Origin of the sequence: Longicatena caecimuris, assembly GCF_018406465.1 — a bacterium.
In the GTDB taxonomy this organism is placed as follows: domain Bacteria; phylum Bacillota_I; class Bacilli_A; order Erysipelotrichales; family Erysipelotrichaceae; genus Longicatena; species Longicatena caecimuris.
This window is the reverse complement of record NZ_AP024510.1, coordinates 2,104,643-2,117,002: the sequence shown is the minus strand read 5'-3', so window position 1 is coordinate 2,117,002 and position 12,360 is coordinate 2,104,643. Positions and strand designations below refer to the sequence as shown.

The 12,360-nt window shown below is 50.4% G+C and carries 11 protein-coding genes and 2 pseudogenes; all 13 read left to right on the top strand.

All coding sequences use genetic code 11. From position 1 onward, the window contains the following. The first annotated feature begins 1 nt into the window (after position 1). Complete coding sequence (locus KJS44_RS10015) at positions 2-829, top strand: hypothetical protein (RefSeq protein WP_213540090.1); 828 nt, start codon at positions 2-4, stop codon at positions 827-829. Further along, positions 826-1,245: a DUF3846 domain-containing protein gene (locus tag KJS44_RS10010; protein ID WP_213540089.1), complete on the top strand. Its 420-nt coding sequence runs from the start codon at positions 826-828 to the stop codon at positions 1,243-1,245. The genes KJS44_RS10015 and KJS44_RS10010 overlap by 4 nt, the downstream gene beginning before the upstream one ends. Before the next feature lie 17 nt (positions 1,246-1,262). Next, positions 1,263-2,063 (top strand): hypothetical protein, encoded by an 801-nt coding sequence (locus KJS44_RS10005; protein WP_213540088.1) that lies wholly within the window; start codon positions 1,263-1,265, stop codon positions 2,061-2,063. A gap of 36 nt (positions 2,064-2,099) precedes the next feature. Next, positions 2,100-2,570: a PcfB family protein gene (locus KJS44_RS10000; protein WP_213540087.1), complete on the top strand. Its 471-nt coding sequence runs from the start codon at positions 2,100-2,102 to the stop codon at positions 2,568-2,570. Between the two features lie 2 nt (positions 2,571-2,572). Next, a pseudogene (locus KJS44_RS09995) lies at positions 2,573-3,256 on the top strand (type IV secretory system conjugative DNA transfer family protein); the annotation flags it as partial. Positions 3,257-3,949: 693 nt separating this feature from the next. Further along, a complete protein-coding gene (gene ltrA / locus KJS44_RS09990) occupies positions 3,950-5,818 on the top strand; it encodes a group II intron reverse transcriptase/maturase (protein WP_244976539.1) in 1,869 nt (622 codons plus the stop codon). A gap of 152 nt (positions 5,819-5,970) precedes the next feature. Beyond that, a pseudogene (locus tag KJS44_RS09985) lies at positions 5,971-7,128 on the top strand (VirD4-like conjugal transfer protein, CD1115 family); the annotation flags it as partial. Between the two features lie 244 nt (positions 7,129-7,372). Then, complete coding sequence (locus KJS44_RS09980; RefSeq protein WP_006861290.1) at positions 7,373-7,588, top strand: Maff2 family mobile element protein; 216 nt, start codon at positions 7,373-7,375, stop codon at positions 7,586-7,588. 6 nt (positions 7,589-7,594) lie between these two features. Then, positions 7,595-8,458 carry a VirB6/TrbL-like conjugal transfer protein, CD1112 family gene (locus tag KJS44_RS09975; RefSeq protein WP_162220583.1) on the top strand — a complete coding sequence of 288 codons (864 nt, stop codon included), beginning with the start codon at positions 7,595-7,597 and terminating at the stop codon, positions 8,456-8,458. Between the two features lie 39 nt (positions 8,459-8,497). Next, on the top strand, positions 8,498-8,941 hold the full coding sequence (locus KJS44_RS09970; protein WP_065535491.1) for a SpoVG family protein: 444 nt from the start codon (positions 8,498-8,500) through the stop codon (positions 8,939-8,941). Further along, on the top strand, positions 8,941-9,495 hold the full coding sequence (locus KJS44_RS09965; RefSeq protein ID WP_065535490.1) for an MT-A70 family methyltransferase: 555 nt from the start codon (positions 8,941-8,943) through the stop codon (positions 9,493-9,495). Before KJS44_RS09970 ends, KJS44_RS09965 begins: the two co-directional genes overlap by 1 nt. Positions 9,496-9,528: 33 nt before the next feature. Next, the gene (locus KJS44_RS09960; protein WP_213540085.1) at positions 9,529-9,963 is read left to right on the top strand and encodes a PrgI family protein; all 435 of its coding nucleotides are present in this window, start codon (positions 9,529-9,531) and stop codon (positions 9,961-9,963) included. After that, positions 9,863-12,334: a VirB4-like conjugal transfer ATPase, CD1110 family gene (locus tag KJS44_RS09955; RefSeq protein WP_213540084.1), complete on the top strand. Its 2,472-nt coding sequence runs from the start codon at positions 9,863-9,865 to the stop codon at positions 12,332-12,334. The genes KJS44_RS09960 and KJS44_RS09955 overlap by 101 nt, the downstream gene beginning before the upstream one ends. Positions 12,335-12,360: the final 26 nt, after the last annotated feature.

Below are 12,360 nucleotides of genomic sequence, written 5' to 3'. Positions count from 1 at the left end.
TTTGGAAGAAAATAAAGATTACCGCGCTTACCGTTACGGCGATCATTTGGAACCAGGTGCAGAGCTGAAAATCGAGCACAGTATTTTTTGTGAAGATGTAGATATTTCTTCCCTGATTACGCAGGGTGCGGATGCGCTGGAGGCATTACGTCAGGACAGCATGGACGGCGAGCAGAAAGCCTTTGAGATCGTGCAGGCAGCGGCAAAACAATGGGAACAGCAGGCGGCGGTCACACAGAAATTGAACCGTGCGCTGGAATATCTGCGGACCCCGGAGGTTGCGCATACCGCAAACCAGTGGCAGCCCAATCAAAATAACAGTGATTGGGAAGAAATCAGCAACAAGGTCTATAAAATGAGCTGTCGGATCAGGGAGGACACCAGCTATGACCGTATCAAAAAGGTTATGGTTCCGACCGCATGGTATGTGACCTGGGATTTGTACCTGAATTCACCGAAGGACGGTCACAATATACATCTTGCCGGGCAGAACCAGAAGCGCTACACAGATAAAGCCGCTGCTGTAAAGTATCTGGACGGGCGCAAGAAAGCCTACTCCCACCTGTTTACTGAAATCTCGCCGCAGATTCCGAAAGAATATGAACGTCACTTTACCGTCAACGGCGCCCTTCTTCCCGGTTATACCGTGGAGGGCCAGGAGCCGGTCAAGGCAGAGCACACCGCCACCGAAGGTACGGAGGGCGGTATTTCTTTGCCCGAAAAGTCGGAAAAGCCGTCCGTGCTGGGGAAACTGGCGGCAGCAAAATCCCAGGAGAAGGCACCCGCTGCTCCTGCGGCAACGAAAAAGAAGGAGGATATGCAGTTATGAAAGTTTTAATGGTAGAACCGGGCAAATCGCCCTATGAAACTGAAATTGCAGGTGGTTTGGAATCATTGCAGGCTGCTGTTGGCGGCGATATTCAGGCGGTTTACCCCTATGATGATCTGGTTGCCCTGATCTGCAATGAGGAAGGCAAATATATGGGGCTGCCTCTGAACCGGGCTCTATATGATGATGAAGGACGCATATATGACATTGTTGCCGGCAACTTTTTGATTGTCGGGCTTAGTGAGGAAGATTTTACCGACCTTCCCCCTGAGCTGATGGAGAAGTTTGGCGAGCAATTCAAACACCCGGAGAAATTCGCCAGGATCGCCGGTGAAATCATTGCGGTTAAGCAGCCAGTCACAAATGAGAGGCAGGAAAAAGACCCTAAGCCCTCTCATTCTGGCCCGGAGCTGTAGAAATGGAGGGATGCCCTATGCTGATGGCAGAACAGGAACCCTATGCCTTAATGGTGCAGCCGGACGATATGCTGATTAGTCCCCGCGAGGTAAATGACAACTTCGGGACAATGGTATGCTTCCACCCGCGCTATGCCTTGGGCGACCATCACAATTATATGGACAAAGACGATTTTCTGCGGGAAATGTACTTAAACACCGTTGGCAACAACGAGCGCGGCATGGAACGCTATGAGCGCATGGTAAATATGGTCTGGAGCCGGAAAATGACCGGCGACCACCCTGACCCCCGCGCGGTGGATGATACCATGCTCCGGGTGATCTCTGAAAAATATATTGTGATGCCCCTGTACCTTCTGGATCACAGCGGTCTTGCCATGCAGACGACCAGCTTTCACGATCCCTGGGACAGCGGGCAGGTTGGATGGGTGTATGTTTCCAAAGAGGATGTGCTGAAAGAATTTGGCGCGGAGAAAATGACCGGCGCCCTCCGAAAGAAAGCCGAGGATTTGCTACGGAGCGAGGTTGTCGAGTATGACGCCTATCTCCGGGGTGAGTGCTATGGCTTTGAGCTGTATAAAAACGGTGAGCTTTCGGATAGCTGCTGGGGCTTCATTGGGAATCTGGAAGATGCCTGTAAAGCAATGGCGGATTATCTGCCGGACGAGTGCAAAGGCATGACGGAGCACCTTTCGGAAGTGAAAGAGCCGGCTTCCATGATTAAGACGTTCCTTCGGCACGCCCGTATTCAGATTGAACAGGCGGCGAAGGTCCATGAACACGCCCCGCGCCAGCAGGTGCTAAGCGAGGCGCGGTAATGAACAAACTACATTTTTTCAGGAAGGAGGATGCAGGTGCAGGAAGATATTGAACAAAGAACTGTTTCCATCACCGTCCAGGCGTCAAAGCTGACCGGACGGGTGCTGAAAGCGGCCATTGCCGCCGCACTTCAAAAGATGGAGCAGGAACGCAATACCCCAAAGGTTGGCCGCAACAGCATGAAGCGGCTGACGGCCAGGGACCCTGGCGCGAATACCATTGAAGTGACCGGGCGGATTCGCTCTTTTGAACGGATCGCCAAAAAGCATGAGGTCCGCTATCATATTGAAAAGGACCCCGGCACAGACCCGCCCAAATGGACGGTGTATTTCAAGGCGAACCAGGCGGACGCCCTGACTGCGGCATTTAAGGAATATACAAGAAAAGACCTTGCCCGCAGCACCAGGCCGTCGCTGCTTTCCCAGCTTGCCAAATTTAAGGAACTGGCGCAGGCGCTTGGCCGTGACAAGGTAAAGAACAAGGAGCATGGAGGGCCGGAGCGTTGAAGATAGATACCGATACCCTGAAAAAGCAGGTGATCCTCCACCTGCCTTACCTTCTGTTCCTTTTGGTATTCGCGAAGCTGGGCCAGGCGGTGCGGTTGGCTCCCGGAGCAGATGCTTCGCAAAAACTGCTGGGGTTAAGTGAAGGATTCGCTTATGCCTTTCAGAGCATGTGGCCCGGTGCTGGGATCGACTGGCTGATTGGTCTTTGCGGTGCGGCCATTGTGCGGCTGGCGGTTTATCTCAAAGGAAAGGACGCAAAAAAGTACCGCAAAAACGTGGAATACGGTTCTGCCCGCTGGGGCAGCAAAACGGATATTGCACCGTTTATGGACCCAAAGCCGGAAAACAACATCATTCTGACGCAGACAGAGGGGCTTATGATGTCCGGCAGGCCGAAGAACCCAGCCAATGCCCGGAATAAAAATGTGCTGGTGGTGGGCGGTTCCGGCTCCGGCAAAACAAGATTTTTTATCAAGCCCAATCTCATGCAGATGCACAGCTCCTATGTCGTTACCGACCCGAAGGGCACGGTCTTGATTGAGGTTGGAAAGCTGTTAAGCCGGGGAACCCCGAAACTGGATAAGGAAGGAAAGCCGGTCCGGGGCAAAAATGGGAAGATTGTATATGAGCCTTATAAAATCAAGGTATTCAACACCATCAATTTCTCAAAGAGTATGCACTATAACCGTGCGACTTGTTCGCCGCTGAAAAGGCGGCGCACAGCGCTGTTTTTAATCAGTTCTGTGAACTGATAATTCGAGAGGTGGAATGATAGGGTAACGCCTTGAAGCGCCTCCCCTGATACTCCGGCATGCGTCATCACTCTGTGATGAGGTGTGAAGCCCGGTAAAGTCGGCAGAAAGGTGCCGTAACAGATAACGCTGACGAAACCTGTCCAGAGGTGGACGGCGCACCCCATATGCCGGGGGTCTATAAAATACCTATGGTGAGAATGGCAGCAATGCCTGACGAAACTCCCGAATGTAAAGGTCTAAAAGTGCCACATACAGAAATGTATGTGTGGGTTCATGCCCAGACAGTGCGGTCTAGTAGGAATGGTTGTTACGAACCACCGTGATGTGTTACAGGCACATGCAAGCTGTCAGGCTTAGAGGGAACACCTAAGGGTATATATGTACAGATAGAATTATCGGAACAAGGAAAGGCAGAGAGTCCTATGGATAATCCGGCGAAGAACAATAAGCGGATGAATCTCTGCTGAAAGGTCGTGGTCGAACTGTCGATGTTGCCTGCGAAAAAGAGGGCGACGGAGGAATGGCCACAAGTCAGGCAGAAAATCAGCAGTACACACTCTCTAATCATGCAGTCGAGTAAGAATAAGAAATTGTCACTCGAATCAATGAAACGGGGTGATGTACATGACACAAAAAGCTAAAAAAAGAAGCAAACTGCGCCATGCGGAATACTACGACATGCAGAACATCTTTGATGAACTGTATGCAAAAAGCAGAGATGGAGAAATATTCAATAATCTCGTAGAAATCATTGCGGCACCAAATAACATCATGCTTGCTTTCAGAAATATTAAAAGCAATGATGGGAGCCATACCGCCGGCACAGATGGGAGAACGATAGAATCACTGGCAGATATGCCGGGAGAAGATTTTGTCTCCCTTATTCAAAAACAGTTTACAAGGTATGTGCCAAAAACAGTAAGGAGGGTAGAGATTCCCAAACCAAATGGGAAATTAAGACCGTTAGGCATACCGTGTATCATAGACCGGATTGTACAGCAATGCATATTACAGGTCATGGAGCCAATCTGTGAAGCAAAGTTCTATGAACATTCATACGGCTTCAGACCTTGCAGGAGCGCTGAAAACGCTGTCTCCTACGCTTATGGACTGGCTCAAAGGAACAAGCTCCACTATGTGGTGGACGTGGATATAAAGGGGTTCTTTGACAACGTAAATCATAGAAAGCTGTTACAGCAGATATGGACGCTGGGTATACGGGATACCAAACTGATTCAGATAATCAAAGCAATGCTGAAAGCGCCAATTCAAATGCCAGATGGAGAAATCTTATATCCAGACAGGGGAACCCCTCAGGGCGGCATACTTTCCCCGCTGTTAGCCAACATTGTCCTGAACGAACTGGACTGGTGGATAGCGTCACAGTGGGAGGGTATGGCAGACCATATGAAGTCTCCTTGTAAGGTCACATATTATCCGAATGGGGCAGAGAAAAAGTGCAACAGCTACACGGCGCTCAAAAAGAGCAACCTCAAGGAAATGCGTATAGTCCGGTATGCAGATGATTTTAAAATCTTTTGCAGAAACTGTAAGGACGCTGACAGAGCATACCATGCGGTTAAGGACTGGCTACTAAAGCGGCTCAAACTGGAAATTTCCGATGAAAAATCAAAGGTCACAAATCTCAGGAAAAGAGACAGTGAATTTCTGGGGTTCCGTATGAAGCTGATAAGGAAACGCAGGACATGGGTAATCAGTTCAAATGTCTGTGACAAGGCAATGTCGCATATGCAGAAAGAACTCTCAAAAGCAATTATAGAGATTCAGAACAGCAAGACAGCAAGTGACATAAAGAGCAACATTCACGAATACAACGCCAAAGTCATAGGTATGCAGAACTATTATTGCATTGCTACGAGGATAAATCTGAATTTCAGCCGAATGGCTCATGTGAATAACGGTCGCTTTCTCCATCGGATAGATGGATATAAAAAGCAGGGCGAGCTAAACAACAAATATTTAAAAAAACGGTATGGAAAATCGAAGCAAATGCGCTGGATTGGAGATACACCAGTAGTACCTCTGGCATATGTGCAGTTTAAAATACCAATGCGCAAGAGCAGGAAAATCAACCCATATACTCCAAACGGAAGAATGGAAATCCACAGCAATCTGAAACTGAACGTTGAAGATATGCTCTGGCTCATGCGCCACCCGGTAACAGGTGAAACGGTACAGTTCAATGATAACCGAATCTCTCTCTATGCCGGACAGGAAGGTAAATGTGCAATCACCGGGGAACATCTGGAAGTGATTCACTGTACTTGTTACAGAAAATCGAATGAGTGTAAAAATGGAAGGGACAGTTACCGTAATCTGTTGCTTTTATCACCTACCGGATATGAACTTATCTCAACAACAGACAGTATAAAGTTCGCTACACTGACAAAGAAGTATGATTTGAATAAGGCACAAATTACTAAAGTAAACAAACTGCGCGTTGCCGCAGGATTGGCAGAAATGTCAATGTAAATCGTAACAAACTGATTTAGCTAATGTGAAAGAGTGAGTGTGTATCACTGCTGAAACTATGCTTGATGGGGCGCCGGATGCGGTGAAAGTCGCATGTCCGGTGCTAGCCGGGGGAAAAGCCGGAGATAACATCAAAGGCTTACCTATCGGAACCTTTTGCGTATATCCACAATGAGAAAGATATTCTTAAACTGGTAACGGTGTTGATCGCAAATACCAAAGGAGAAGGAAAATCCGGGGATGACTTTTGGGTCAAGGCCGAAACGCTGCTCTATACGGCGCTGATCGGCTACATCTACTATGAAGCTCCCTCCAATGAGCAGAATTTTTCCACGTTGGTGGAAATGATAAACGCTATGGAGGTCCGGGAGGATGACGAGACTTTCAAGAACGCGGTTGACCTGCTCTTTGACGCCCTGGAACAGAAGGACCCGGACCACTTTGCCCTCCGGCAGTATAAAAAATACAAGCTGGCCGCCGGCAAGACCGCAAAATCTATATTGATTAGCTGCGGCGCCAGACTTGCCCCCTTTGACATTAAGGAAGTCCGAGAGATCACCATGTATGACGAGTTGGAGCTTGACCTGGTGGGCGACAGGAAAACGGCGCTGTTCTTTATCATCAGTGATACGGATGCGACCTTTAATTTCCTTGTCAGCATGGCTTATACCCAATTATTTAACCTGCTCTGTGAGCGGGCGGATGATAAATTCGGGGGCAGGCTCCCGGTCCATGTGCGGTGCCTGATCGACGAGGCGGCCAATATCGGACAAATCCCGAACCTGGAAAAGCTGATGGCAACGATCCGAAGCCGTGAAATATCGGCCTGTCTGGTATTGCAGGCGCAGAGCCAGCTCAAAGCACTTTATAAGGACAACATGGACACGATCATAGGCAACTGTGATTCTTCTCTTTTTCTGGGCGGTAAGGAGGAAACTACCTTGAAAAGCTGGAACTCCCTGCTGGGGAAAGAAACCATTGATATGTATAACACCAGCGTCACGAAGGGCACCCAGGAATCCCACGGGCAGAACTTTCAAAAATTGGGGAAAGATTTGATGTCCGTTGACGAGCTTGCGGTGATGGACGGCGGCAAATGCCTCCTGCAGATCAGGGGTGTGCGTCCCTTCCTGTCCCGGAAGTATGATATTACCAAACACCCGAATTACAAATACCTTTCGGATTTTGACGAAAAGAACGCCTTTGACATAGAGAAATACCTGTCTACAAGGCTGCCTGTACGTCCCGGAGAGCTGTATCCCAACTATGAAATCACGCCGGAAGAACTGGCAGCACAGACAACCGTATAAAATCCCGCCGTATCATTTCCTTATTATATGGCGGGATTTTATATATCCTTTTGAAAGGAGGCGCCTATTGCGGATTCGTGATTCTCCCTGACAACTGAATATCCCCGCAGGTCTTACCCTGCCCCTTATGCCGCCGTCATGTTTTTGTAGATTTTCTATTTGAGCATGGCGGCGGCTTTTTTCGTTTCCGGCCCAATGCGGCCACAACAACAAATTTTATAAATATTAAGGAGGACTAAAATATATGGCATTTTTCGCAAGCGCGATTGACACTTTGAAGATTCTCGTTATCGCTCTGGGCGCCGGCCTCGGCGCATGGGGCGTCATCAACCTTCTGGAAGGATACGGAAATGACAACCCTGGGGCCAAATCACAGGGAATGAAGCAGCTTATGGCGGGCGGCGGTATCGCCCTGGTGGGTGCCACGCTGATTCCGCTCCTGTCCGGCCTGTTCGGTTAATAGCCGATGGGCAGTCTGTTTGACTGGATAACAGACTGGATCAAAGAGGGCCTGATCGAAGCGATCACCGGGCAGTACACCAGTATTTTTGAATCGGTAAATAACCAGGTCGCAGATGTGGCCGGGCAGGTCGGACAGACCCCGCAGGGCTGGAATGGCGGCGTGTTCAGTATGATCCAGAATCTTTCTGAAACCGTCGTCATTCCCATTGCGGGCATTATCCTGACCTTTGTGCTGGTATATGAGCTGATTCAGATGATTTTGGAAAAGAACAACATGCACGACTTTGATACCTTCAACATCTTTAAGTGGATTTTCAAAACTTTCGTAGCCACCTATCTGCTCACCAACTGCTTTACGATTGTCATGGCGGTGTTTGATGTCGCCCAAAATGTGGTATCGCAGAGCGCCGGCGTAATAAACGGGAATCTGGATGTCACGGCGGCGCTGGCTGATTTGGAAACGCAGCTTGAAGCAATGGGGATGTGGGAGCTGATCGGCCTGTGGCTGGAAACCAACATCATCAACCTGTGCATGTGGGTACTGTCTATTGTAATCTTTGTCATTGTCTATGGCCGCATGATTGAAATATATCTCACGGTCAGCCTGGCACCCATACCGTTTTCCACAATGGCAAACCGTGAATGGGGACAGATGGGGACGAACTACCTTCGTTCCCTGTTCGCTCTGGGATTCCAGGGGTTCCTGATCCTGGTATGCGTCGCAATCTACGCGGTGCTGGTCCAGTCGATCCCCTCGTCCGGCGATATTCACGGTGCGATCTGGGGCACGGCGGGATATACCGTCCTGCTGGCCTTCGCCCTCTTTAAGACAGGCTCGTTATCAAAAAGTATTTTCAACTCGCATTAGCGGGTAACAACTACATTCTAACAAGGAGGAACTTTCATTATGAGTAAAACCAACACTGAACCCATGCAGCCGGAGGCCCAGGTGTCCGAAGGCTTGAAGCTGGATGTAACCGTGCGCCCGATTGCCCCGATGGGGAACCTCTTGGCCTTTGCCAACGTGACGATTGGCGACTGCTTCAAGATCGACGGCTTCCGTATCTGCTCCGGCGAAAACGGCCTGTATGTCAACATGCCTTCCACCCAGGATAAGCAGGGGAAATGGAGGGATGTCTGCTGGCCGGTGACGGCGGATTTTCGCAGGCAGCTTAATGATGCCCTGATCGAAGGGTACGGCCAGGCGATTGAAAATTTGCAGGCCACCCTTGAAGCGACCAAAGGGGCGGCGGAGAAACCTTCCCTGACCGGCACCCTGAAGGAAAATGCCGGGAAGGTCAAGACGCAGCCGGCAAAGCCCGCAACTGCCAAGAGTGAGCAGGCCCGCTGATGCCGGATACCGGAAAATATGGCATTGTGTACGCAGACCCGCCCTGGCGCTATGACATGAAGCGCGGCAAAGGCGTGGCGGAAAACCATTATCCTACCATGAGCATTGATGAAATATGCGCACTGCCGGTTGCAGACCTTGCAGCCAAAGACAGTGCGCTTTTTCTATGGGCCACCTTCCCGCAGCTCAATGAGGCGTTCCGGGTGATGGAGGCATGGGGTTTCCAGTATAAGACCCTGGCATTTCTGTGGCTGAAGCAGAACCGGAAAGCCGATAGCTGGTTTTATGGAATGGGCTTCTGGACCCGCTCTAACGCGGAGGTGTGCCTGCTTGCAACACGCGGGCACCCGAAACGCCAGTGCGCGGGAATCCACCAGTTTGTGATCTCCCATATCGAGCAGCACAGCAAGAAGCCCGACGAAGTGCGGGACAAGATCGTAAAGCTCATGGGCGATCAGCCCAGGGTGGAGCTCTTTGCCAGGCAGCAGACGCCCGGATGGGATGTGTGGGGCAACGAAGTGGATTGCAGTATCACGATGCCGCAGAATGGATAGAAAATATTCTCGCAGATCGGAGGTGACAACGAAATGCCCTATGTACCCGTACCCAAAGACTTAACTACAGTCAAGACCAAAGTAGCCGCTGGCCTGACGAAGCGCCAGCTTATTTGTTTCAGTCTGGCTGCGCTGGTGGGGCTGCCGATATATTTCCTTACCCGCGGCGCCATCGGCAATTCAGCGGCGGTGCTCCTTATGATCGGCCTGATGATGCCCTTTTTCTTCTTTGCCATGTATGAGAAGGACGGGCAGCCGGCGGAAAAGCTGTTGAGGAACCGGCTCCGCTATAAGCTCTGGCCGAAAAACCGCCCTTACCGGACGGAAAATCTCTATAAATCCATTTCCAAAAAGGAGGTATCACAGATTGCCAAAAACCAAACAGCAGGAGGCGCAGGAAAAACGTCTGCAAAGAAATGTAAAGCAGGCCAAAAAGACCCGCGCCGAAGCAAGAAAGGCAGGAAGTAAAGCTGCCTCTCCTGCCGGGCCGAAGAAAAAGCCCGGCTTTTTCTTCGGGCTGAAAGCGGACGCCCCGCAGACGGTCCAGCAGAGTATTCCCTATAAGGAAATGTACCGGGACGGTATCTGCCGTGTGAGCGGCAATTATTACACCAAGACGGTGCAGTTCTTCGACATTAATTACCAGCTTGCACAGGCAGATGATAAAGCGCAGATTTTTGAGGGTTACTGCGATTTCCTCAATTATTTTGACGCTTCTATCCATGTGCAGCTCACCTTTATCAACCAGCGGGCCAATATGCAGGATTTCGCCCGCAGTATTGATATTCCTGTCCGCGGTGACGAATATGACGGAATCCGCAAAGAATACGGGGATATGCTCAAAGGGCAGCTTCAAAAAGGCAACAATGGCCTTACCAAGCGCAAATACATCACATTTGGGATCGAGGCGGATGATCTTCGCACGGCGAAAATGCGTCTGGAACGGATTGAAACGGATGTGCTGGGGAACTTCAAAGCCTTAGGCGCGCAGGCAAGGCCCTTAAACGGGCTGGAACGCCTGGAGCTTTTGCACAGCCAGCTCCACCCGGACGGCCAGGAGAAATTTCATTTTACCTGGAGTGACCTGCCGAAAACCGGGCTTTCCACAAAGGACTATATCGCCCCTTCCGGGCTCTCCTTCTCCCAGGACGGCAAGACCTTCCGGGTGGGCGACCATTCCGGCGCGGTGTCCTTCTTGCAGATTTTAGCCCCGGAGCTGACGGACCGGCTGCTTGCCGACCTTTTGGATTTGAACGACGCTGTAACGGTGAACCTTCATATCCAGTCTATCGACCAGGCACAGGCGATCAAGAACATCAAACGCAAGATGTCCGATTTGCAGAAAATGACGATTGAGGAACAGAAAAAAGCGGTCCGCTCCGGCTATGACATGGACATCATACCTACCGACCTTGCCACTTATGGCGAAGAAGCAAAGAACCTTCTGCAAGACCTGCAATCCAGAAATGAGCGTATGTTTCTGGTTACAGTTCTGGTGGAGAATATCGCCCCGAAGCGCCAAAAGCTGTTTAACGATATTTTCGCCGCTTCCGGTGTGGCGCAGAAATACAACTGCGCCTTAAAACGTCTGGACTTCCAGCAGGAGCAAGGCCTTATGTCCTCCCTATGCCTGGGGCAGAACCAGATTGAGATCGAGCGGGGGCTTACCACCAGCAGCACGGCCATTTTCGTGCCGTTTACCACCTGCGAGCTGTTCCAGGAGGGCGAGGCTTTATATTACGGTCTTAATGCCCTTAGTAACAACCTGATTATGGCGAACCGTAAGAACCTGAAAAACCCTAACGGCCTGTTTCTGGGGACGCCTGGCAGCGGCAAGTCTTTCTCAGCAAAGCGCGAGATTGTCAACGTGTTCCTTTTGACGGAGGACGACATCATCATTGCGGACCCAGAAAATGAGTACGGGCCTTTGGTACAGCAGTTCGGTGCCCAGGGGCAGGTCATTGACATTTCCCCGAACTCTACCAACTACATCAATCCGATGGACATTAACCTGGACTATTCGGACGACGAAAACCCCATTACCCTGAAAAGCGATTTTATCCTGTCGCTGTGTGACCTGATTATCGGCGGCAAGGAGGGGCTTTCCCCGATTGAGAGGACTATTATTGACCGCTGTACCCGGCTGGTCTACCGGGATTATTTGCAGGACCCGCGCCCGGAGAATATGCCGATTTTGGGCGACTTGTATGAGCTGCTTTTGAAGCAGTCCGAGCCGGAGGCGCAGAATATCGCAACGGCGCTGGAAATCTATGTCAATGGTTCCCTGAATGTATTCAACCACCGATCCAACATTGATATGAATAATCACCGGGTACTCTGCTTCCAGTTGAAGTCTCTCGGAAAGGCCCTGAAAGAGATTGGCCTTTTAATCATGCAGGACGCGGTATGGAACCGTGTTACCGCCAACCGCTCCAAACATAAAACGACCTGGTTCTATATCGACGAATTTCACCTTCTTTTGAAGGGCCAGACGGGAAGTTTTAGCGTGGAGATATGGAAAAGATTCCGAAAATGGGGCGGGATTCCCAGCGGCTTAACGCAGAATGTAAAGGACCTGCTGGCCTCCCGTGAGATCGAGAATATCTTTGAAAACTCGGACTTCATTTACATGCTGAACCAGGCGCAGGGAGACCGGCAGATTTTGGCAAAGCAGTTGGGGATTTCCCCACACCAGCTTTCCTATGTGACCCATTCCGGCCCCGGCGAGGGGCTTTTGTTCTTTGGGAATGTGATTATCCCATTTGTCGATCATTTTCCGAAGGACACTCTGTTATACAGCGTGCTCACAACCCGACCGGATGAAGTTGCAGGTGCGTAAATTTCAGGAAACCAATAAAAACGACT